The organism is Streptomyces sp. NPDC039462, assembly GCF_055639375.1.
In genome coordinates this window covers 795,860-817,897 of record NZ_JBVKAO010000002.1, presented here as the reverse complement: position 1 = coordinate 817,897, position 22,038 = coordinate 795,860, and the positions used below count along the sequence as shown (strand labels likewise).

The 22,038-nt window shown below is 70.3% G+C and carries 20 protein-coding genes; 14 read left to right on the top strand and 6 right to left on the bottom strand.

What is annotated here, in order from left to right; translation table 11 throughout:
* Window positions 1-31: 31 nt before the first annotated feature.
* Together ACZ7LU_RS14205 and ppgK are read left to right on the top strand one after the other, a co-directional pair.
* Window positions 32-1,015: a 4-hydroxy-3-methylbut-2-enyl diphosphate reductase gene (locus tag ACZ7LU_RS14205; RefSeq protein WP_398300757.1), complete on the top strand. Its 984-nt coding sequence runs from the start codon at window positions 32-34 to the stop codon at window positions 1,013-1,015.
* Window positions 1,016-1,056: 41 nt separating this feature from the next.
* The gene (gene ppgK, locus ACZ7LU_RS14200) at window positions 1,057-1,797 is read left to right on the top strand and encodes a polyphosphate--glucose phosphotransferase (RefSeq protein WP_471916812.1); all 741 of its coding nucleotides are present in this window, start codon (window positions 1,057-1,059) and stop codon (window positions 1,795-1,797) included.
* 40 nt (window positions 1,798-1,837) lie between these two features.
* Here ppgK and ACZ7LU_RS14195 read toward each other — a convergent pair whose 3' ends face one another.
* Complete coding sequence (locus ACZ7LU_RS14195; RefSeq protein ID WP_471916811.1) at window positions 1,838-2,548, bottom strand: DUF6542 domain-containing protein; 711 nt, start codon at window positions 2,546-2,548, stop codon at window positions 1,838-1,840.
* Between the two features lie 200 nt (window positions 2,549-2,748).
* Here ACZ7LU_RS14195 and ychF point away from each other — a divergent pair, with 200 nt between their 5' ends.
* From ychF to ACZ7LU_RS14175, 4 genes are all read left to right on the top strand, one after another.
* Entirely contained in the window at window positions 2,749-3,837 is a 1,089-nt protein-coding gene (gene ychF / locus ACZ7LU_RS14190; protein ID WP_468311439.1) for a redox-regulated ATPase YchF, read from the top strand.
* A gap of 192 nt (window positions 3,838-4,029) precedes the next feature.
* A complete protein-coding gene (locus ACZ7LU_RS14185; RefSeq protein ID WP_471114286.1) occupies window positions 4,030-4,314 on the top strand; it encodes a hypothetical protein in 285 nt (94 codons plus the stop codon).
* A complete protein-coding gene (locus tag ACZ7LU_RS14180) occupies window positions 4,296-4,709 on the top strand; it encodes a DNA-binding protein (RefSeq protein ID WP_471916810.1) in 414 nt (137 codons plus the stop codon). The genes ACZ7LU_RS14185 and ACZ7LU_RS14180 overlap by 19 nt, the downstream gene beginning before the upstream one ends.
* A 732-nt stretch (window positions 4,710-5,441) precedes the next feature.
* Window positions 5,442-6,230: a helix-turn-helix transcriptional regulator gene (locus ACZ7LU_RS14175; protein ID WP_471916809.1), complete on the top strand. Its 789-nt coding sequence runs from the start codon at window positions 5,442-5,444 to the stop codon at window positions 6,228-6,230.
* 530 nt (window positions 6,231-6,760) lie between these two features.
* Here ACZ7LU_RS14175 and ACZ7LU_RS14170 read toward each other — a convergent pair.
* The 3 genes from ACZ7LU_RS14170 to ACZ7LU_RS14160 form a co-directional block, all read right to left on the bottom strand.
* Window positions 6,761-7,870, bottom strand: a complete 1,110-nt coding sequence (locus ACZ7LU_RS14170; RefSeq protein WP_471916808.1) for a beta propeller repeat protein — start codon at window positions 7,868-7,870, stop codon at window positions 6,761-6,763.
* Between the two features lie 49 nt (window positions 7,871-7,919).
* Window positions 7,920-8,981 carry a hypothetical protein gene (locus ACZ7LU_RS14165; RefSeq protein WP_471916807.1) on the bottom strand — a complete coding sequence of 354 codons (1,062 nt, stop codon included), beginning with the start codon at window positions 8,979-8,981 and terminating at the stop codon, window positions 7,920-7,922.
* A 170-nt stretch (window positions 8,982-9,151) separates the two neighbouring features.
* Complete coding sequence (locus ACZ7LU_RS14160; RefSeq protein ID WP_471916806.1) at window positions 9,152-10,366, bottom strand: threonine synthase; 1,215 nt, start codon at window positions 10,364-10,366, stop codon at window positions 9,152-9,154.
* Between the two features lie 268 nt (window positions 10,367-10,634).
* Here ACZ7LU_RS14160 and ACZ7LU_RS14155 point away from each other — a divergent pair, with 268 nt between their 5' ends.
* Complete coding sequence (locus ACZ7LU_RS14155; RefSeq protein ID WP_468311430.1) at window positions 10,635-12,209, top strand: S8 family peptidase; 1,575 nt, start codon at window positions 10,635-10,637, stop codon at window positions 12,207-12,209.
* A gap of 76 nt (window positions 12,210-12,285) precedes the next feature.
* Here the strand turns inward: ACZ7LU_RS14155 and ACZ7LU_RS14150 are convergent, their stop codons facing one another.
* The gene (locus ACZ7LU_RS14150) at window positions 12,286-13,497 is read right to left on the bottom strand and encodes a serpin family protein (protein ID WP_471916805.1); all 1,212 of its coding nucleotides are present in this window, start codon (window positions 13,495-13,497) and stop codon (window positions 12,286-12,288) included.
* An 80-nt stretch (window positions 13,498-13,577) separates the two neighbouring features.
* On the opposite strand from ACZ7LU_RS14150, the gene ACZ7LU_RS14145 reads away from it, so the two are divergent.
* The 7 genes from ACZ7LU_RS14145 (at window position 13,578) to ACZ7LU_RS14115 (ending at window position 21,261) form a co-directional block, all read left to right on the top strand.
* The gene (locus tag ACZ7LU_RS14145) at window positions 13,578-14,810 is read left to right on the top strand and encodes a DUF4190 domain-containing protein (protein WP_471916804.1); all 1,233 of its coding nucleotides are present in this window, start codon (window positions 13,578-13,580) and stop codon (window positions 14,808-14,810) included.
* Between the two features lie 113 nt (window positions 14,811-14,923).
* The gene (locus ACZ7LU_RS14140) at window positions 14,924-16,138 is read left to right on the top strand and encodes an alpha/beta hydrolase fold domain-containing protein (protein ID WP_471917074.1); all 1,215 of its coding nucleotides are present in this window, start codon (window positions 14,924-14,926) and stop codon (window positions 16,136-16,138) included.
* Window positions 16,139-16,250: 112 nt separating this feature from the next.
* The gene (locus ACZ7LU_RS14135; protein ID WP_398300781.1) at window positions 16,251-17,006 is read left to right on the top strand and encodes a GntR family transcriptional regulator; all 756 of its coding nucleotides are present in this window, start codon (window positions 16,251-16,253) and stop codon (window positions 17,004-17,006) included.
* A 227-nt stretch (window positions 17,007-17,233) separates the two neighbouring features.
* Window positions 17,234-17,419, top strand: coding sequence for an SPOR domain-containing protein (locus ACZ7LU_RS14130; protein ID WP_398300783.1), 186 nt, complete (start codon window positions 17,234-17,236; stop codon window positions 17,417-17,419).
* Between the two features lie 68 nt (window positions 17,420-17,487).
* Window positions 17,488-17,886: a (deoxy)nucleoside triphosphate pyrophosphohydrolase gene (locus ACZ7LU_RS14125; protein WP_468087538.1), complete on the top strand. Its 399-nt coding sequence runs from the start codon at window positions 17,488-17,490 to the stop codon at window positions 17,884-17,886.
* Window positions 17,887-18,037: 151 nt separating this feature from the next.
* Window positions 18,038-18,454: an ATP-binding protein gene (locus ACZ7LU_RS14120; protein WP_398300787.1), complete on the top strand. Its 417-nt coding sequence runs from the start codon at window positions 18,038-18,040 to the stop codon at window positions 18,452-18,454.
* Between the two features lie 173 nt (window positions 18,455-18,627).
* Window positions 18,628-21,261 carry a SpoIIE family protein phosphatase gene (locus tag ACZ7LU_RS14115; protein WP_471916803.1) on the top strand — a complete coding sequence of 878 codons (2,634 nt, stop codon included), beginning with the start codon at window positions 18,628-18,630 and terminating at the stop codon, window positions 21,259-21,261.
* 21 nt (window positions 21,262-21,282) lie between these two features.
* Here ACZ7LU_RS14115 and ACZ7LU_RS14110 read toward each other — a convergent pair whose 3' ends face one another.
* Window positions 21,283-21,996 carry a PspA/IM30 family protein gene (locus ACZ7LU_RS14110; RefSeq protein WP_468087534.1) on the bottom strand — a complete coding sequence of 238 codons (714 nt, stop codon included), beginning with the start codon at window positions 21,994-21,996 and terminating at the stop codon, window positions 21,283-21,285.
* Window positions 21,997-22,038 lie beyond the last annotated feature (42 nt).

Below are 22,038 nucleotides of genomic sequence, written 5' to 3'. Positions count from 1 at the left end.
ACGCGCTGGACGCGGCCTTACGATGGTGGGCATGACTGCTACGCCTGGCTCCCGCCGTGTCCTGCTCGCCGCTCCCCGTGGCTACTGCGCGGGCGTGGACCGTGCCGTGATCGCCGTCGAGAAGGCCCTGGAGCAGTACGGGGCCCCGATCTACGTCCGCCACGAGATCGTCCACAACAAGTACGTGGTGCAGACCCTGGAGAAGAAGGGCGCCATCTTCGTCGACCAGACGGCGGAGGTCCCCGAGGGCTCCATCGTGATGTTCTCGGCGCACGGCGTCGCCCCGACCGTCCACGCGGAGGCCGCCGAGCGCAAGCTGGCGACCATCGACGCGACGTGCCCGCTGGTCACGAAGGTCCACAAGGAAGCGGTCAGGTTCGCCAAGGAGGACTACGACATCCTCCTCATCGGGCACGAGGGCCACGAGGAAGTCATCGGTACGTCGGGTGAGGCGCCCGACCACATCACGCTGGTCGACGGCCCCGACGACGTCGCGAACGTCGAGGTCCGCGACCCGGACAAGGTCGTCTGGCTCTCCCAGACCACGCTCTCCGTGGACGAGACCATGGAGACCGTCGACGCCCTGAAGAGCAAGTACCCGAACCTCCTCTCGCCCCCCAGCGACGACATCTGCTACGCCACGCAGAACCGCCAGACCGCGGTGAAGAAGCTCGCCGAGGACGCGGAGCTGGTCATCGTCGTCGGCTCCAAGAACTCCTCGAACTCCATCCGCATGGTCGAGGTCGCCCTGGACGCCGGCGCCGCCGCGTCCCACCTCGTCGACAACGCCGACGAGATCGACGAGGCCTGGCTGGAGGGCGTCACCACGGTCGGCCTGACCTCGGGCGCCTCCGTGCCGGACGTCCTCGTCGACGGCGTCATCGAGTGGCTTGCCGAGCGGGGTTACGAAGACGTGGAGACGGTGAAGACCGCCGAGGAGTCCATCACCTTCTCCCTCCCCAAGGAGCTCCGCAGGGACCTGCGCGCCGAAGCGGCCGAGCTGTCCCAGCGCTGAAAGGCGGGCTCCGCGGGCGCGGGCGCCGTACGGTGGGAGCCATGCAGATCTTCGGTGTGGACATCGGCGGATCCGGGATCAAGGGCGCTCCCGTGGACCTTGATCGTGGAGAGCTGGCACAAGAGCGGCACAAGGTACTGACACCGCATCCGGCGACGCCGGAGGCCGTGGTCGACGGTGTGTGCGAGGTCGTGGAGCACTTCGGCTGGAAGGGGGCCATCGGGGCGACCTTCCCCGGCGTGATCACGGACGGCACGGCGCGCACCGCGGCCAACGTCGACAAGAGCTGGATCGGCAAGGACATCCGCACGCTGGTCTCCGACCGGCTCGGTGGAGTCCCCGTCACCGTCCTGAACGACGCGGACGCGGCGGGCGTCGCCGAGATGCACTTCGGCGCGGGCCGCGACCGTAAGGGCACGGTCATCCTGCTCACTCTCGGCACGGGCATCGGCAGCGCGCTCTTCACGGGCGGCCGCCTCGTCCCGAACACGGAGCTCGGCCACCTCGAGCTGCACGGCCACGACGCGGAGAAGAAGGCATCCTCCAAGGCCCGTGAGGACGAGGACCTGAGCTGGGAGCACTGGGCGCACCGCGTACAGAAGTACCTCGCGCACGTGGAGATGCTGTTCTCCCCGGAGCTGTTCATCATCGGCGGCGGGGTGAGCCGCAAGGCGCACAAGTTCCTGCCGCTCATCGAGGGCATCTCGGCGGAGATCGTCCCGGCGCAGCTGCAGAACAACGCGGGCATTGTCGGGGCGGCGATGGCGGCGGCCGAGGCATAGCCCGCCCCGTCGGCCTTCCCATGGCCCCTCTACGGCCTTCCTAGGTGGTGGGCAGGCGCTTCCCGCGGGCCGGCCCCGGCGCCGTACTCGAACCCGACCCTGGACCCGAACCAGACCCTGGACCCGGGCCCGGGCCCGGGCCCGCGGGGCGCTCCTGCCGCCGCTGCGCCATCAGCCTGACCTTCCGTACGGTCACGATGAGCCCCGCGACGAGCGTCCCCCCGTACAGCCAGCCGGCGTGCAGGGCCAGCGTCGTCACGAGCCCCATGAACTGGCCGCCGAACCCGCCCGAGCCCCCGGCGACGGGCAGCACGCCGGCCGCGAAGGCGATCGGCACGCCGACCGGGGCGGTGACCAGGTCGGCCGGGCGCACCCAGAGCGCCGTGAGCGCGGCGACGGGCAGGAACAGCACGCCGTACGCGACGACGGAGTCGCCCCCGACCAGGCGGAGCAGACAGGCCAGCAGGAACATCACCGCCGTGCAGAAGAGCCCGCTGCCGAGCCCGGTGAGACGAGGATTCGGCATGCGGCGCAGCGAGCGGTACAGCGGTGACCGGCGCAGGGCGCGCAGGAACGGCGGGACGGGGCGGCGCGGGCGGGGCGCGGCCCGGTACACCGCGCCCGGCACGGGCCCGCCCTGCGGGGGCAGCGGTGCGGTCCGGCGCTGCGGCCGGGCCGGTGAGGCGGTCCCGGATGCGGACCGCGCGGTCTTGGGTGCGGGCTGAGGGGGACGCGTCCTGTGTTGCTCCACTGGACCAACCTAGGCGGGGTACGGCGTCGAATCAGGCGTGGGACACGCCTTTGGGCCGACCTTGGCCATGCGTTCGAAGCCGCGGCGACGGGCAGGCGGGGGCGGCGGCGGCACGCCGTAGACTGGGGGATCGCCCCAAGGCCGCTCCGGCCCACCGGGCCGCCCACCATCCACATCCCTCACGTACGGGAAGTCGCAACGTGTCGCTCACGATCGGAATCGTCGGTCTGCCCAATGTCGGCAAGTCGACCCTGTTCAACGCCCTGACCAAGAACGACGTCCTTGCGGCCAACTACCCGTTCGCCACGATCGAGCCGAACGTCGGCGTGGTGGGCGTCCCGGACCCCCGCCTGACCAAGCTGGCGGAAATCTTCAGCTCCCAGAAGGTCCTCCCGGCGACGGTCGACTTCGTCGACATCGCGGGCATCGTGCGCGGCGCGAGCGAGGGCGAGGGCCTCGGCAACAAGTTCCTCGCGAACATCCGCGAGTCGGACGCGATCTGCCAGGTCATCCGCGCCTTCAAGGACGAGAACGTCGTCCACGTCGACGGCAAGGTCTCGCCCAAGGACGACATCGAGACGATCAACACCGAGCTGATCCTCGCCGACCTCCAGACGATCGAGAAGGTGCTTCCCCGCCTCCAGAAGGAGTCGCGGATCAAGAAGGACATCGCCCCGAAGGTGAAGGCGGTCGAGGAGGCCAAGGAGATCCTGGAGCGCGGCGACACGCTCTTCTCCCAGGGCATCGTCCAGGGCTCGGAGCGCGCGGAGCTCCTCCACGACCTGCACCTCCTCACCACGAAGCCGTTCCTCTACGTCTTCAACGTGGACGAGGACGAGCTGACGGACGACGACTTCAAGGCCGAGCAGCGCGCGCTGGTCGCCCCCGCGGAGGCGATCTTCCTCAACGCCAAGCTGGAGGCGGACCTCGCCGAGCTCGACGACGAGGAGGCCCTCGAACTCCTCCAGTCGGTCGGCCAGGAAGAGCCCGGCCTCGCCACCCTCGCCCACGTCGGCTTCCGCACCCTCGGCCTCCAGACCTACCTGACGGCAGGCCCCAAGGAATCCCGCGCCTGGACCATCCCCCAGGGCGCCACGGCCCCCGAGGCGGCCGGTGTCATCCACACCGACTTCCAGAAGGGCTTCATCAAGGCGGAGATCATCTCCTTCGAGGACCTGGTGGAGGTCGGCTCGGTAGCCGAGGCCCGCGCAAAGGGCAAGGCCCGCATGGAGGGCAAGGAGTATGTGATGCAGGACGGGGATGTGGTGGAGTTCCGGTTCAACGTGTAGTGGGCGAACCTTCACTGCCTCGCTGATCTGGCAAGCATCCAGGTCAGAAAGGACCCGACTCTTCGGAGCCGGGTCCTTTGCGTATTCCTGTGTGGGCGTGGTGCTGGCGTAAATGGCCCCCTCATCACCTGTCGTCATCCCCGGACATTCGCGCCGTGGCGTTTTTCCTACTCGTTTGACACACTTGAGGCCATGGCTGAGACGACGTACGGCATCGGGGAGGGCCCGGCAACGCGGGTAAGCCTGTCGTTGCCGGAGGGGACCGCGGAGGCGATCCGGGCGCGGGTGGGCAAGCGGGAGTTCTCCGCGTTCATCGCCGAGGCGGTCGAGCGCGAGCTGCGCGGACAGGTCCTCGACGAGTACCTGGCGGACTACGAGAGCCGCAAGGGGCCGGTCTCCGAGGAGGCTAGTCAGCGGGCGCGGCAGGTTTTCGACGAAGTGTTCGCCGAGGAGGGCGAGTGGCCCGCCGCAAGCTGAGTCACGAAGGAACGCTGGTCCTCGACAGTGCAGGACTCTCGGAGCTGCTCGCTGACGACGAGCAGGTGGTGGCCCTGATCGCCGAGGCGCGCTCGCGCGGCATGGAGGTCGTGATCAGCGCGCTCACCATCATCGAGGCCGTCCACGCCCGCACGAACAAGTCCCGCTTGAACTGGGTGCTTTCCGGACTACGCGTGGTCCCGGTGGGCGATGAGGAGGCGAGAGCGGCCTCGAAGCTGCTGATGGAGGCCGGTCTGCACGGGCATAAGTACGCGATCGATGCGGCGGTTGCCGAGGCCGCGTTGCGTCAACAGCGTCCGGTGGTCATGTTGACGTCCGACATCGACGACATGGTCAAGCTCTGCGGCGAGCGGGTCCGGCTCGTAGAGGTGTGATAGCCCTTTGGCTCGGGGCGGCGCCTGTTTTTAGGGGCCGCCTTCTGAGCGGACCGTCTGCACCCGACGAGCTGTGAGGCAGGCAACAGCCGATCCGCTCTTGCCGCGATGGGCCGGATTCGGGCCGGTTAGTTGCCTCCCGTTTCGGGGCCTCGTCGCTGACGGAATCGATCGCTCACCTGGACCGGCCCAGCCGCCCGCGCGCCGAGCTGACGTGGCCACGAAGATGATCGTGGCAGCGCCCCCCGGGTTCCCGTGCCGGCGCTGGCCGCCGCCCTGCGGGCGCTCCGGCACCGGCGGCACCACGCGTCCGGGGCAACTCCCACAGCTGTCCGGGCCAGACTGCCGCACGATCACGCCCAAACGAAATGGCGTCTAAGTCGAAACGAGACCGCCACAACTCGACTGCAATCATTGCTCTTATTGTCAATGATGGGGCAAATTGGCGATCATGTTCGGTCTTCGTCTTGGTGGCAAGGTGATGCGTCATATTCTCTTTGACCTCGGAAGCAAGTTTCGGAGGAAAAGATGACACCTGACGTATTCGACTTGTTGGCAGTGCATGTACGTAGCGCCTGTGGTGATGACCCGCTCTGCGTCCACGTGGACGATGTATCGGGGTGCAAGGTCGGCCGGCATCCGAAGTATGCGAAATTCTACTCTCAGGCTGTAACTGCGCGTGCGGAGCAGAAGTCATCTCGCCTTTGGGAGTCCATGGTTTCCATGGGGCGCATGTCCGATATGCGCGGTGATGATAAGTGGCGCATGATCGTGCTGGACTGCCTCATCCCCTCTCTTCGCGCACACTCATGGTCGATCTCGCGAGATTTCTTTCGCGATTTAGAGGATGTTCGATCGGACATGTTTGAAGCTGCGCTGAATGCTTGGGAGGAAACAGCACGGGGTGTGCCTCCTGGAGATGTTCCGGGGGTTATGGTGAAAGCGGCCATGCGCGCCGCCTATCAACGCGCGAATGACCACAAGAGTGAGAGTTCGGTCAGTGACGTGGAGGCTCTGTTAGCTTTCGAGGAATCCGTTCTCGATTCACCCATAAACGCATCGTCAATAATACACGGAGTCAATCCGAGGGATCCTGCGGTCTCGGAGCAGATCCGAGGCGAGCGTACTGGTGCGCTATGGCAGAGGCACGGACTTGCCAGTACATTTGAGCGCTACCATGAGGACCTTCGTGCGGGGCGCAGACCGGGCGTCCGAAGCGTCCTCGCATCGGATGCGATGCTGGCTCGCACCTTTGTCGCAGGTCGTAATTGCTATTACTACATCTCTGATCTTTACCCCAAATTTGTTGATCTCCCTGCCGCCGCCGAGGCGTTGGGGATTGCTAAAACTACTGCCTGCCGAATGGTGAGGGCGGGATCTTTCCCATGCCCGCCCATACGTATGGGAGGTAGTTATCAAGTAATTACTCAGGCTCTGATGCATTCTCTGCATATCCCGGATGTCATCGTTCACGCGGACGATGTGGAAAATGGGGCGTCTTACGCGAGCGGGAACTGTTAAGTCTCTAGAGTCAGTTGCGACCGCTGATACGAGGGGATTGGGTGTTAAGTTATATCGGAGATTCGCCGATGCGGTGGCAGCGCTTCGCTGATTCAGCGGGTATGCGGGCCAGAAAGAGGTCGGCTCTTTGGGGTCAGGACCTGACTTTCCCTGCCCGTTCGACATGTGCTAGGGATGAGCGAGGCGGCGTACAGAATGAAGGAAGGGCTGGCGGCACGTGTAAGTGTGTCGCTGTTGGTGGGGGACCGCGGAGAAAATTCGGGCGCGAGTGGGTGAATGTGAGGTTTTCCGCGTTCTATTACCGCTGCGGTCGAGTGTGATCTGCGGGGGCAGGCTTTAGCCGTCCCCCCCCCGTGCGGGCAATTCCCGCCTGAACTGCGGGCTCTTCGAGCTGTGGTGGAGTGATCTCCCCGCTGGCCGCGCCGAACAGTCAGGCCCGCGCCGCGCGGAGTAGCAGTGCAGTGCGCAGGGTCCCCCCCACTCCTGTCACCGGAGGCAGTGACACCCCTATGAGGGTGGAGGCGCGTGTGTCAGTCGAAGCGCAGGATGCGAGGCGCGAACGTGCCGCCGGGGCCGTTGGCCCTGCCGACCGACCACACCGTTTCCGTGCCCGGTACCGGGGTCAGGTGCAGGCGTTGGGATTCGCCCTCTCCGGGGACCGGTGGTTCCTCGTGGCCGGTGAAGGACTGGCCGTCCCAGGCGAGGAAGTCCGGGCCCGAGACGAAGGGGGGCCAGCTTCCCGGGGGGCCGTACTTCTGGGAGCGGGCCACCGAGACCCAGGCCAGGGCGCCGGACGGGGCCGGCACCAGTGAGGCGACCGAGCCGAAGTCGGTGGGGACGGTCACCCGGTTCCATGCCTGGCCGTCGAAGCGGACCAGCAGCGGTGGGATCGGCTTGCCGACCGGGCCGCCGACGAAGCCGGCCGTGCCGCCCGCCCACACCTCCGTGTCGGAGACCGCGTACACGCTGCCCACGGCCGACCGCGGGAAGCCGAACACCGTCGTCTGCTCCCACGCCTGGCCGTCCCAGTGCGACACGGCCGCGCCCGCGTGAGTGTCGCCCGCGGCCCAGACGTCATCCGCCGCCTTGACATGCAGGCCGTACACCGAGCCCGGCGGCACCGGCATCTCCTGCCAGCCGGAACCCTCCCTGCGCAGCAGCACCTGCGCTCCGGGCCGCGAACCGATCAGCCAGGTATCGCCGCCGCCCGCCACGACCTTGGTCAGCGTGACGTCACGAGGTGCCCGGCTCTCGCGCCAGGTCTTGCCGTCGAAGCGGAGAAGGCGTGCGGCGCCTGCCGTGTCGCGGCCCACCGCCCAGGTCTCGGTCGGTGAGGCGGACGCGACGGACAGCAATTCTCCTTGCCAGCTGCCGCCCGGCACCTTCTGGTGCTGCCACGCCGTTCCGTCCCAGCGCAGCAGCAGCGGGAAGCCCGGCGCCTCGCGGCCGACGGCATCGGTGCCCACCGCCCACGCCCGGTCGGGGCCGAACGCCACCGCCTCGTTCAGCCCGGCCTGCGGGCGCACCTCGGCGGGGACCGGGACGTGCCGCCAGGACCCGGGTTCCGCCGCGGCCGAGGCCATGACGGTCACGATCGTCATGGCGACGGCGAGGGCCGCGATGAGCAGTCTGCGTGCCATGGTCGGCCTTCCCAGCCGCTCGCTCATCAGATGCCTCCCAGCCGCTCGTTCATGAGATGGCCCGCAGTCGCTCGCTCATCAGGTTCGGTTTCGAGCCGTAGATCTCGACGGTTCCGAAGGACAGCAGCGAGGGACCGGCCCGCGTCAGCGCCGTCGGCTTGACGTTGATCGCGTTCGTGCGTTCCGGGCCGTACGAGAAGGTGGTGCGGGAGCCGTTCAGCCGTGCGTACTTCGACTGGAACGCGCGGTCGCTGCGCACCGGCAGCCACAGCGCGCCGTCCGGACCGCGCACCAGCGCCTCGGTGTGGGTGTCGCCCAGCGGCGGGTTACTGGTGCGCCAGGTGCGGCCGTTCCAGGTCAGGATGTACGTGCTCTGGGTGCCGTCGGTGTATTGGGTGCCGCTGATCGTGGTCCGGTCGGAGCGTTCGAGCAGGATCGTGTGCACGTTGCTGTTGGCCGGGAGCGGTACCTCCGCGTCCCGCCACGCCGTGCCGTCCCAGCGCAGGATGGCGGTCCCGGTGCTGGTGTCCGCCCACGCCCAGGCGTCGGAGGCGGTCCGCGCGGCGACCCCCGCCACGAAGTGCACGTCGTCCGGGACGGATTGGGTCGTCCAGCGGGAGCCGTCGTAGTGCAGCACCTTCAGCCCGGTGTTGTCCTCGCCGACCACCCACGCGGCGCCCGGCACCGCGGCGAAGTCCTGGTAGTTCCACATGGTCTGCGGCAGCGGGACCACGCTCCAGCCGGCCGCCGAGCGGCGCAGGATCTGGCCCGCGCCCTCGCGGTTGTTCTGGAAGATCCACACCTCTTCGCCGACGAACTGGACCTCGCCGAGCCAGCCCGGATCCCCGGCGCCCGGGAAGGTCGTGTCCCGGCTCCACGCCGTGCCGTTCCAGCGGTACAGCATCGGCCGCAGTCCGTCGGTGGCGTGCTCGTATCCGCTCGCCCAGGCGTCGTCCGGCCCGCGGGCCGCGAGATCCTTCACGGTCACCGTCGGGGCCGTCACCGGCGGCACCGGCAGCGCGGACCAGCCCGGTGTCACCGCCGCGGCCGGTGACACGAACGCGACGCACACGATCACAAGGCCGACAACCACCGCACGGAGACCGTTCACGGGACCCCCCAGGACCGAAGGCCGCACACGCTATTGGCATGCTCACACCCGTGCACAGGCGGCATCCGGCCGATCGAGGCCGGAACAATGTCACCCTGCCGTCACTGGCTTCACTCCAGTCACCTGTGACCTCCAGTCGTCCATGACCTCCAGTCACCCGTGGCCTCCAGTCACCCCTGACCTCCAGCCATCCCCGACTTCACCCCCGCCCCGCACAGCGGCACCACCGTCGTCCGCTCCCCGAGCGCCCCGTCCCGTACGGCCGCCCAGCAGGCCACGCCCGTCGACTCGACGTAGAGCCCCCGCGCGGCCAGGTCCCGCTGGGCCGCGACGAGCCGGTCCTCCGTCACCGTCAGAAAGGCGCCGCCCGACTCGCGTACCGCGCGCAGGATCTGGCGGGCGCGGAGCGGGCGTGGGATCGCGATGCCCTCCGCGTGGGTCGACGCCACCGGGGTCTCGCCGACCAAGTCGTCCGAGCCGGCCAAGTCGTCCGAGCCGACCAGGTCACCCGCGCCGACCAGCTCACCCGCACCGACCAGGTCCTCCGCCCCCGCCCGCCACGCCGCCGCCAGCGGCGCGACCGCCGCGGACTGCACCGCGTACAGCGCGGGGCGCCCTGCGAGGAGCCCGGCCGCGTACAGCTCCTGGACCGCGAGGGCCGCGCCGAGCAGCAGCGTGCCGTTGCCGACGGGGAGGACGAGGGCGTCGGGGAGGCGGCCGCCGAGGTCCTCCCAGAGTTCGTGGACGTAGGTCTTGGTGCCGTGGAGGAAGTAGGGATTATGGACGTGCGAGGCGTAGAACGTGCCCGGCTCGTCGGCCGCGGCACGCGCGGCGAGAGCCGTCGACTCGCGGCCGCCCTCGACGACTTCGAGGCGCGCCCCGTGCGCGCGGACCTGCTCCAGCTTCTTCGGCGACGTCCCCGCGGGGACGTACACGGTGCAGTCGAGCCCGGCACGCGCGCAGTACGCGGCGACGGCCGTGCCCGCGTTGCCGCTGCTGTCGGCGATCACCCGGTCGGGGCCGAGGCGCTGCGCGAGGGCGGCGAGCAGGACCGCCCCGCGATCCTTGAAGGACAGCGTCGGCATCAGGAAGTCCAGCTTGGCCGAAACCGGCCCCGCGAGCGGCACGAGGGGCGTGCGGCCCTCGCCGAGGGAGATCGCGGGGGCGGGGAGCGGCAGGCATTCCGCGTAACGCCAGAGGGAGTTGACCCGCCCGGCGAGGGCGTCGAGGGGCGCGGGCACGGGGGAGAAGTCCAGGTCGAGGGGGCCGCGGCAGGTGGGGCACGACCAGGCGAGCGTGCCTGCGGGGACGCGCGTTCCGTCGGCCGGGCAGGTGAAGTCGGGCAGGGCGGTCGTGGCGGTCGAGGCGTCCGGCGCGTCTGTCATGCGGGCAGGCTAGCCGGGGCGGTTGTTGAAGCTGGGACGAGAGGGGTGCGGGGCTATTGCTGAGGGAGCGTCACCGCAGCACCCGACCACCGTGTTACGTCCGGTCCTGACTCTTGTGGGATTCCTATGGATCCGCCAATCTTTCGTCCCGACGGAGGCAAGAGCAGGCGTGTCGAATTGACATGCCCCTGCCGCATGTCCCCGCGAGTGTGGGCACCACGGCACCAATCCCCCACCAACGCACCACCTATTGAGGAGGACCCCTCAGATGGCAGTGATGCGTCATAACCGCCGAAGACTGGCCGGGATCAGCGCGACAGCGGTCGCGGCCCTCGCGCTCGGCGTCGTCTCCGCCCTCCCGGCGAACGCCCAGCCGGACCGGGCGGAAGGCACGATCGAGAACGCCGGCGCACCCGGCGTGATCAAGAACAGCTACATCGTGAGCCTCGACAAGGACGCTCCGAAGGCCCGCTCCGCCGCGGGCAAGGCCCTCGCCAAGCAGTACGGCGCGAAGATCGAGCGGACCTACGACAAGGCCCTCAACGGCTACGCGGTCGAGCTCTCGGAGGCCGAGGCGAAGAAGTTCGCGGCCGACCCGGCGGTCGACGCGGTCGTCCAGAACCGCACGTTCACTGCCTCCGCGACCCAGACGAACCCGCCGTCCTGGGGCCTGGACCGCATCGACCAGAAGACCCTGCCGCTGGACCAGAAGTACACCTACCCGGACTCCGCGGGCGAGGGTGTCACCGCGTACGTCATCGACACCGGCGTCCGCATCAGCCACACCGACTTCGGCGGCCGCGCCTCCTACGGCTACGACGCCATCGACAACGACAACACCGCGCAGGACGGCCACGGCCACGGCACGCACGTCGCCGGAACCGTCGCCGGCACCCTGCACGGCGTCGCCAAGAAGGCCAAGATCGTCGGCGTCCGCGTCCTGAACAACCAGGGCTCGGGCACCACGGCGCAGGTCGTCGCGGGCATCGACTGGGTCACCAAGAACGCGGTCAAGCCCGCCGTCGCCAACATGTCGCTCGGCGGCGGCGCCGACAGCGCGCTCGACACGGCGGTGCGCAACTCCATCGCGTCCGGCATCACCTACGCCGTGGCGGCGGGCAACGAGTCGACCGACGCGTCGACCAAGTCGCCCGCGCGCGTGGCGGAGGCCATCACCGTCGGTGCCACGACCAGCACCGACGCGAGGGCGAGCTACTCGAACTACGGCAGCATCCTCGACATCTTCGCCCCGGGCTCCTCGATCACCTCGACGTGGAACTCCAGCGACAGCGCCACCAACACCATCTCCGGTACGTCGATGGCCTCCCCGCACGTCGCGGGCGCGGCCGCGATCTACCTCGGCCAGAACCCCTCGTCGACCCCGGCGCAGGTGTCCTCGGCCCTCGTCAGCGCGTCCTCGACGGGCGTCGTCACCAGCCCGGGCACGGGCTCGCCCAACCGGCTCCTGAACGTCACCGGGGGTTCGACCAACCCGCCGGGCAAGAAGTTCACGAACGACACGGACTATCCGATCCGGGACAACGCCACGGCCGAGTCCCCGGTGACCGTGACCGAGGTCCCGGGCAACGCGCCCGCCGCCCTGAGCGTGCCGGTGACCATCCAGCACACGTACATCGGTGACCTCCAGGTCCAGCTGATCGCCCCCGACGGAACCGCCTACACCCTCAAGGGCTACGGCACCGGCGGCAGCACGGACAACATCAACACCACGTACACCGTGAACGCCTCCTCGGAGACCGCCAACGGCACGTGGAAGCTGCGGGTCAGCGACAACGCGGCCCAGGACACCGGGAAGATCGACTCCTGGAGCCTGCAGTTCTGACACCGGGAGAAGCAGCAGAGCTTGTGAGTACGTGAGTGTGTGAGTACGTGCGTACTTGAGTGTGCGAGTACGTGAATCAGTGGTCCTCGTCCTCGCGGTACGGCTCCGGGTCCGTGACCCAGCCTGCCGCGAGGACGAGGCGCGAGGTGCGGTGGACGGCGAGGAAGCCGAAGGGGCGGTCGAAGGTGGCGTCCACGTCGGTGGTGACGTAGCGCTCCTCGGGGATGCCCGCGCCGGCCGCATCGAACACCGTGACGGCCGCGGCCCGGAAGCCCCGCGCGCCGAACGTCGCCGTCGCCGTCTGCGAGCCGTTCCGGAGCGCCAGGGATTCCGCCGCGATCCCCGGGAATTGGCCGCGCGTCGCGTCCCTCGCCGAGGTCAGGCCGAACAGCTCGTGCCGCTGCATCAGGTCGTGCCCAGCGGTCAGCGTGAACGGCACGGTCGTGACGCGCAGCGTCGGCGGGCGCGGGGACTCGGAGCGCACCCTGGTCACCTCCAGGCCCGGCCCCACGTCTCCGTACGGCAGTTGATTCCCCGGCACCACCGCGATCCTCCGCGCGAGGACGTCCACGCCCGCGCCGAGCACCTGCCCCGGCCCCATGTGGTCCTCGCCGAGGAGCAGATGGACGTCGATCCCGGTGTTGCCTAGCACCTTCAGCTCGGTCACGGCGCCCGCGGGGGTGTGGGCCACGCCGACGCGGTCCAGGAGTGACGTCGACCGGCGCAGGGCGGCCAGGTGGCGGTCCCGCCACGGTCCCGTTTCCGGAATCGTCTCGCAGTCCCTGAAGGGCCGTAGCCACTCGGTCCGCAGGGCCAGCGCGCTCGCCAGGGCGAAGTCGGTGTCCTTGTCCGGACGGACCGGCATCCGCTGGATCTGGCCGCCCGTCCGCTCCGCCGCCCACGCGTCGAGCGCCGCCCCGTCCTTCTCCGGGTCACCGGTCAGCACGCCCAGCGCGTCCACCGGCACGCCGACTCGCCACGCTCGCCGCAGGGTCAGGGTGCGCTTGGTCCACAGGCCGAGGGCCGCGTCCAGGCCCCGTACGCGGTCCATCGCGGCCAGCAACTCCCGTGCGCCCGCCGCCGCTTCGTCGGCCGGCAGCCCCACCGCGTCCGCGAGCTCCGTGCGGGCCGCGCCGTCGGCGCCGTCCGCGAGGAAGGCGAGGAGGGGCCAGACGCCGGGCGCCGAGAAGACGGTGCCGCGGTCGGCGGCCGCCGTCGCCGCCCACTGCGAGGTCAGGTCGTTGACAACCCGTATCACTGCCCGAGTTGTCGAGGTTTGCCGTCGCATTACCTTTTCTCCCCAGCCCCCGATTACGATGCGCCAAGCTCTCCGCACCGCCCGCCCATGAATTCAGGAGCACGCTACCCGTGGACATACCGCCGCCGCCCGGCCCGTACGCGCCCCCGCCGGGGCAACAGCCGTGGCAGCAGGGGCAGCAAGGAGCCCCGTGGCAGCAGGGGCCCCCGTGGCCGCCGCCCGGGCACGCCCCGTACCAGCAGTGGCCCGGGCCGTACTCCCCGTACGCCAAGCCGCAGGTGAACGGCTTCGCGATCGCCTCCCTGGTCTGCGGCCTCCTCTGCTGCGTGCCCGCCGTCGGCCTGGTCCTCGGCCTCGTCGCGCTCGCGCAGATCAAGAAGAAGGGCGAACGCGGCAAGGGCATGGCGATCGCGGGCAGCATCCTCTCCGCGATCGGCATCCTGCTGCTGGTCCTCGCCGTCGCCACGGGCGGCGCCCGTGAATTCGTCGAGGGCTTCAAGGAGGCGGCGCGCGAGTCCCGGCAGGGCGCCGGCGCCTTCCCGGTCGACAAGGGCGGCTGCTTCGACGCGCCCGACGGGAAGCTCGACTCGATGCGGTACGCCTTCCAGGTCGACGAGGTCCCGTGCGCCGGGCGCCACGACGGTGAGGTCTTCGCGTCGTTCCGCGTGAGCGACACGAGCTACCCGGGGGACGACGCGCTCGTCGACCGCGCCACGACCGAGTGCACCGACCTCCAATGGTCCTACGTCCAGGACAGCTGGACCGACTTCGGCGACGCCGAGCTCTACTACTTCGTGCCCGACCGCACCACTTGGCGCCAGGGTGACCGCCACATCACCTGTCTCTTCGGAGCCGCCGATCCGAAGCATCCGCTGAAGGGGTCCCTGCGCCGCGACGCGACGACGCTCGACGCCGACCAGCTCGCGTACGTGAAGGCGGACCGCGCCTTCGACGAGGCGTACAGCTCGGAGCCCGCGGCGGAGCGGGTCGAGGACGACCTCGAAGGGCACAAGAAGTGGGCCGCCCGCGTCGACAAGGGCCTCGCCGAACGGGCGCGGCTGCTGCGCGCGCACGACTGGCCGAAGGCGGCGCAAGGCCACGTCGACGCGCTCGTCACCGAGACCGGCAAGGCCCGCAAGGAATGGGCGAAGGCCGCCGGGGCCACCGACGCCGACACCTTCAACGACCACTACGTAGCGGCCCTTCAGCAGCTCGGCGAGAAGAACGCCATCGCGGTGCGCAAGTCCCTCGGCCTGGCGACCACTTCGCCCCGCGACGCCACTCCGGAGGACGGTGCGGAGTCCGGGCTCGGCGAGGACCACGGCGAGGGCGCGGCGGTGTGACCCTCTCCGGAGCGGTTCGACCCTCTCCGCGGTGACCCCTCGCCGCGGTGCCCCTCTCCGAGGCGGACACCCTGAGAGGATTTTGTCCGCTTCTGTGATAGTTCTTCGGTGTGATGCCCGCCGTGCCGCCGCCCGCCGTGACCCGGGTCCTGCTCCTGGCCGCCGGCCTGCTGAACGCGGCACTCGCCGTCCTCGTCGCCGCACCCCTGCCCCGGATCCCCCTCCTGGTGCTCGTCGCGGCCGCGATCACCTCCTGGGGTCTCGTGCTGCTGCCGCCCGGCCTGCTCGGGCTCGCCGCCGCCGCGTGCGCCGGCCGACGGCACCCCTGGTGCGCGGGGCTCGCCGCGCTCGCCTCCTTCGCGGCCCTCGTCTACGGAGTGATGCCGTACGCCGCCGCGTACGGCCTCGCGGAGCGCCAGGGGCAACGGCTCGCCCCCACGCGGTACTTCGACGGCGTCAACTACGCCAAGGTGCCCGACCGCGCGCGAACGCTCACGTACGCGCGCGTGGGGCGCGGCCACGGGGCGCACCGCACGAAGGGGCAGCAGCTGACGCTGGACCTCTGGGCGCCGCCCGGGCGGTCCGGGGAGCGGCGGCCCGCCGTCGTGTGGGTGCACGGCGGCGGCTGGAACAAGGGCCACCGCAGCCAGACGCCCGAGTGGAACCGGTGGTTCAACGCGCGCGGCTGGTACGTCTTCGACATCGACTACCGGCTCGCGCCACGGGGCACCCAGCTCGACCAGATCGGGGACGTGAAGTGCGCGGTCGGCTGGGTGCGGCGGCACGCGCGCGTGTACGGCGTCGACCCCGACCGCCTGCTTCTCGCGGGCAGTTCGGCGGGCGGCAACCTCGCGCTCGCCGCCGCCTACACCGAGGGTGACGGCCGGGTGCCGCCCTCCTGCGCGGTCCGCGACAGTTCGGTGTCGGGAGTGATCTCGCTCTACGGGCCCACCGACATGCGGCAGTTGATCGCCGGCACCGCGCTGCGCCGCGACCCCATGATCCCGGCCCTGATGGGCGGTTCGGTCGCGTCCGCCCCCGCCCGCTACCGCCTCGGCTCGCCCGCCCGTCTCGTCCGGGGCGACGTGCCGCCGACGCTGCTGCTGCACGGGAGCGCGGACCGGGCGGTGCCGGTGGTGCAGGCGCGCGACCTTGCCCGGCGCCTGCGGGAGGCAGGTGCCCCGGCGACGTACGTCGAACTCCCGTGGGCCGACCACTGTTTCGACGTGAACTGGGGCGGCTGGGGGAGTCAGATCGCCCGGGCGGCGACAGAACGTTTCCTCGGGGACGTTGATCACCCGCCATATCCGGGGAAAGGTCCTGCGTAAAGACCTGCGCCAGCAGAAATCATCACTTCGAGTGATTCCTTGGCCTTGGGTTGCATGCAACAACCCACGGTTGCCAGGCTGTTGCTGTCTGTCAACCTGATGGGAGTGGCCAGTGACTTTCGGCGAGCAGCCGGCGTATCTGCGGGTCGCGGGTGATCTCCGCAAGAAGATCGCCGACGGCTCCCTGCCGCCGCGCACGCGTCTTCCCTCACAGGCGAGAATCCGCGAGGAGTACGGCGTGTCGGACACGGTCGCCCTGGAGGCGCGCAAGGTCCTGATGGCCGAGGGCCTGGTCGAGGGGCGCTCCGGTTCCGGCACCTATGTGCGCGAGCGCCCCGTCCCCCGCAAGATCGCCCGCACGGGCTACCGCGCGGCGAACGGCGGGTCGACCCCCTTCCGCCAGGAGCAGGCCGCCGACGGCGTGCGCGGCACCTGGGAGTCCCGCAGCGAGCAGACCGAGGCCGGCGCCGCGATCGCCGAGCGGCTCGCCATCCGCGCGGGCGACCGCGTGATGTGCACCCGGTACGTCTTCCGGGACGCCGGTGAGGCCATGATGCTCTCCACCTCCTGGGAGCCCCTCGCCATCACCGGGCGCACCCCCGTCATGCTCCCCGAGGAGGGCCCGCTCGGCGGCTGCGGCGTGGTCGACCGGATGGCCGCCATCGACATCATCGTGGACAACGTCGCGGAGGAGGTCGGCGCCCGCCCCGGCCTGGCCGAGGAGCTCACGGCGCTCGGCGGCGTCCCCGGCCACGTGGTCCTCGTCGTCCACCGCACGTACTACGCGTCGGGCCGCCCGGTCGAGACAGCCGACATCGTGGTCCCCGCCGACCGCTACGAGATCGCGTACCGCCTGCCCGTGAAGTGACCCGCCCCGGCCATTCCCGGTCTCTCCGTGCCCCAGGGGGCGCATCCAAAGGATGCGCCCCCTGCTGTTTGCCGGGCGTTGGCCGATAGCGGCCCTCGCGCGTACCTCTTTGTGCAAAGCCGTATCCGCTGCGTAAAGGTCGGGCGTAGGCTCGGGCATATGCGGATTGCGGTTTCCTTACTGATCGAGGCGTGGGGCGCGCCGGGGGTGGCGAACGGAGGGGCGCGATGAATGACGGCACGGTCCTGCTGCCCTGGTTCGTGATACGGCAGGACGACAACGGCAACCGCTACCGCGTCGGCAGGTACGCGACGAAGGCCGAGGCCCAGCGCATCGCGGACCGCCTCGACGACCGCGGGCACAAGCAGCTCTACTCGGTCGAGAAGCTGAGTGCGAACGGCAGCGGGCGATAGCCGGTAGCGGTAGCGGCGGAGGACAGCGGACGGCGGGCGGCAGTGGACGCCCCATTAGGCTCCGCGGCATGAACGAACGCATTGTGGTGGGTGCCGCCCTGTACGACGACGGACGCCTGCTCGCCGCGCGGCGCAGCGCGCCCCCCGAACTCGCGGGCGGCTGGGAGCTGCCCGGCGGCAAGGTCGAGCCCGGCGAGCGGTGCGAGGACGCGCTGGTGCGCGAGCTCCGCGAGGAACTGGGCGTCGAGGCCGAACCGACCGGCCGGGTGCCGGGGGAGTGGCCGCTCGCCAAGGGGTACGTCCTGCGGGTGTGGACCGCCCGGCTTCTCTCCGGTGAGCCCCGGCCCCTGGAGGACCACGACGAGCTGCGCTGGCTCGCCCCCGACCAGGTCTGGTCCGTGGACTGGCTGACCGCGGACGTGCCCGCCGTCACGGCGACCCTCGCCCACGCGCACGCCGCCTCCTGAACCCCGCCATCTGAAGCTCGCCCACGACCCGCCTACGCCGTTCGAGCCGTTCGTGCCACAGTGCGCCCCGGTGCGCGGTAAATGAGCCCCGATATCGGGTATATGCCCACTATTCCCATGAAACCGGACGGGTTCAGCTACTGGTCTGGAAGTGATCGGCGTGATCGACACCGAAGGCGACTGCGCCGAGTGGGCCTTCCCCGCTGATCCCGGCGCCGTCCGCACCGCGCGCACCGTCGTCCGCGCACAGCTCGCCGACTGGGGCCTCGGATCCCTCGGCGACGTCACCGTGTTGCTCGTGAGCGAGCTGGTGACCAACTCCCTGCGCCATGCCTCCGGGCCCATCGGCGTACGTCTCGTACGTCCCGTGGACCCCCTCGGCACCCTCCTGGTCGAGGTGTCCGACCCGCTCCCCGACCCGCCCCTGGAGCGCATCGCCGCCCTCGACGACGAAGGCGGCCGCGGCCTCCAGCTGGTCTCCCGCTCGTCGCGGCGCTGGGGGACACGCCCGGGTCGTACGGGCAGAACGGGGAAGACGGTGTGGTTCGAGCTGGCGTTGCCGGGTTAGAAGACTGGCAGTGTGCGACAGACGTCCTGCACAAGGGCGGCACGGGCCAAAAAGCGTCGAGTCCGTGCTGTGATCGTGAACGCCGTGTGGCGCGGCACCGTAGTGCTGGATACTGCGGTCAGCCGTATGCGGTGACCGGTGCCGGACGCGGTGAGCTGGAGGGGACGGTTCGCGTGAGCGAGATACCAGCGAAGGCGACGGAGAGCGACGGTCCGTCGACCGACGAGACGTGGCAGAGCGACCCACCCGGTTCGATCTACGACTACATCAAGGTCGCCTCGTTCTCGATCGGCGCTGACGGGCTTGTCGACCAGTGGAGCGTGCGCGCCGAGCGGCTGTTCGGCGTGGCCGCGCGGGACGCGGTCGGCAAGGACCCCATCGAGGCCTTCGTGCCGCCCGAGCTGCGCGCCGGCGGTCACCGCAAGATGGCGGAGATCCTCGACGGACGGGAGTGGACGGGCGTCGTCCCCTTCCGGGTGCCCGACGGGGACGGCGCCGAAGGACGCGGCGCGGCACCTGGCACGGCATCCCGCACGGCACCCGGCACGGCATCCCGCATGGCACCCGGCACGGAGGGCATCGCCGAGGTCTACGTCATGCCGACCGAGACCGAGGAGGGCGAGCGGGCCGCGGTCTGCATCGTCGTCGACGTCCGGGTGCTGCGGCAGATCGAGACCGACCTCGCCGCCTCGCAGGCCATTTTCGGCCAATCTCCCTTCGGCTTCCTGCTCTTCGGCACGGATTTGAAGGTGCAGCGCGCCAACCGCCGGTTCGCCGACGTCTTCGGCGGCGGCGTCGAGGACCACCGCGGCCGCACCGTCCACGACTACCTGCCGCGCCACGAGGCCGACCGCATGTCCGCCGCCATGAAGCGGGTCCTGGAAACCGGCGATTCCGTGACGGACATGCAGATAGTGGGACCCGCGCCCGGCAGCAGCGACCGCAGGCACTGGTCCATCAACCTCTACCGCGTCCACAGCGGCTCGGGCCGCCCCATCGGCGTCGCGGGACTCGGCACCGACGTCACCCGGCGGCACGCCGCCGCCCGCGAGGCCGCCCACGCGCGGCGCAATCTGGCTCTCCTGAACGAGGCCGGGGCCCGCATCGGCAACTCCCTCGACCTGGAGACCACCGCGAGGGAACTGCTCGACGTCGCAGTCCCCGGCTTCTGCGACCTCGCCTCCGTCGACCTGTACCAAGGCCTCCTGGACGGCGACGAGACACCCCCGGGACTCGCCGACGGCAGCGCGGAACTGCGCCGGGTGGCCTTCGCGAGCGCCGTCGCCGACGCCCCGTTCCCGACCGGTGCCGGGCCCATGGACGTCGGTGCCGTACACCGGTTCGGATTCGCGTCGCCCTGCGCCGACGCCCTGCGCACCGCCCGCCCCCGGCTGATCACCGGGGAGGACGACGACTCCGCGAGCCGCCTCACCCGGGGCCTCGTCCAGTCGACGCTCGCCGTGCCGATGGTCGCCCACGACACCGTGGTCGGCCTCGCCCAGTTCTCCCGTACGAAGGGCAGCGAACCCTTCGGCGAGCGCGACCGGGCACTCGCCGTCGAACTGGCTGCCCGCGCCGCCGTCTGCATCGACAACGCCCGCCTCTACCGCCGCGAGCACGAGCGCGCGCTGATACTGCAACGATCCCTGCTGCCGCCCGGTGACCCCGAGGCGTCCGGCCTCGACATCGCCTGCCGCTATCTGCCGGGCAACGCCGCGACGGAGGTCGGCGGCGACTGGTTCGACGTCATCGAACTGCCGGGCCACCGCACCGCCCTCGTCGTCGGCGACGTCATGGGCCGCGGCCTGCGCGCCGCCGTCGCCATGGGGGAGCTGCGCACCGCCGTCCGCACCCTGGCGCTCCTCGACCTGGAACCCGCCGAGGTGCTCTCCGCCCTCGACGAGATCGCGCGCGGCCTCGGCAACCCCGCGGGACCCCAGCAGTCCAGCCGCGTGGCCCGCAAGGCGGCGGACGCGGACCTCAGCGAGGTCTACCTCGCCACCTGTGTCTACGCGGTCTACGACGCCGTCACGCGCCGCTGCACCTTCGCCAACGCGGGCCACCTGCCGCCCGTCCTCGTCGAACCCGGCGAGTCCGCGCTCATGCTCGACGTACCTCCGGGCCTGCCGCTCGGCGTCGGCGGCGAGCCCTTCGAGGACGTCGAGGTCGAGCTTCCCGAGGGCGCCCTCCTCGCGCTCTACACCGACGGCCTCGTCGAATCCCGCGACCACTCCCTGGACGAGGGCCTGAACGCGTTCGTACGCGCACTCAACGACGCCCCGCCCGCCCTGGAGGACGTCTGCGACCACGTCCTGAACACCCTCGACACCCACCACGGAGAGGACGACATCGCCCTCCTGATGGCGCGCGTCCAGGGGCTGCCCGCCGAGCATGTCGGCGACTGGACGCTGCCGCGCGACCTCAAATCCGTCGGCCGCGCCCGCGAACTGGCCTGCGACCAGCTGCGCGACTGGGACCTGGAGCGGCTCTGCGACACGGCGGAACTGCTGGTCAGCGAGCTCGTCACCAACGCCCTGCGGTACGGCGACGGCGACATCAGGCTGCGCCTCCTGCTGGACCGCACGCTGGTCTGCGAGGTGTGGGACGCCAGCTTCGTCCAGCCGCGCCGGCGCCGGGCGCGGGACACCGACGAGGGCGGGCGCGGACTCCAGCTCGTGGGGTTGCTCAGCGCCGCGTGGGGCTCGCGCAGGACGCCGCGCGGCAAGACGGTGTGGTTCGAACTGGCCCTGCCCGACGGTGACGCGGAGCCGATGGACGCGGCGGAGGCGCTGCTCAGCCTGTTCTGACGCGGCGACCTCGGGAAGGGGTCACGTGGTCGCTTTGAGAGCGGCGAGGCGGGCGGTGACCTCCGCCTCGTCGCCCAGGCTGTCCAGCTCCTCGAACTGCGCGTCGAGCGAGGACGCGGCCAGCTCCTGCTTGCCGAGCGCCCGCGCCTCCTCGCGCCGCACCTTGTCCTCGAAGCGGCTCAACTCGCTCGTCGGATCCAGGACGTCGATGTTCCTGGCCGCGTCCAGCATCTGGTTCTGCGCCTGCGCGGTCTTGGCGCGCGCCACCAACTGATCGCGCCGCGACTCCAGGTCGGACAGCTTCGTCTTCATCCGGTCGAGCCCGGACTTCAGCTTCTCCACGACCTCGGTCTGCGAGGCGATCGTCGGCTCGGCGTCCTTCGCCTCCCGCTCGGACCGCAGCTGCCGCCCGAGCGCCACCTTGGCGAGCCGGTCGAACGTGTCGGCCTCCGCGGCACTCCCGGCCGCCCGCAGCTCGTCCGCCTTCCTGCTCGCCGCGAGGGCCTTGCCGCCCCACTCGACGGCCGCGTCCTGGTCGGCCTTGTGGTCCTGCTCCAGCATCCGCAAATTGCCGATGGTGGTCGCGACCGCCTCCTCGGCCTCCCTGATGTTGTTCGAGTAGTCGCGGATCAGCTGGTCGATCATCTTCTGCGGGTCCTCGGCCTCGTCGAGGAGCGCGTTGATGTTCGCCTTGGCGAGCTGCGCGACGCGGCCGAGGATGGTCTGCTTCGTCATGGCCTTGAACTCCTGGATCTCGTACGTACGGAAGTTGCCGCT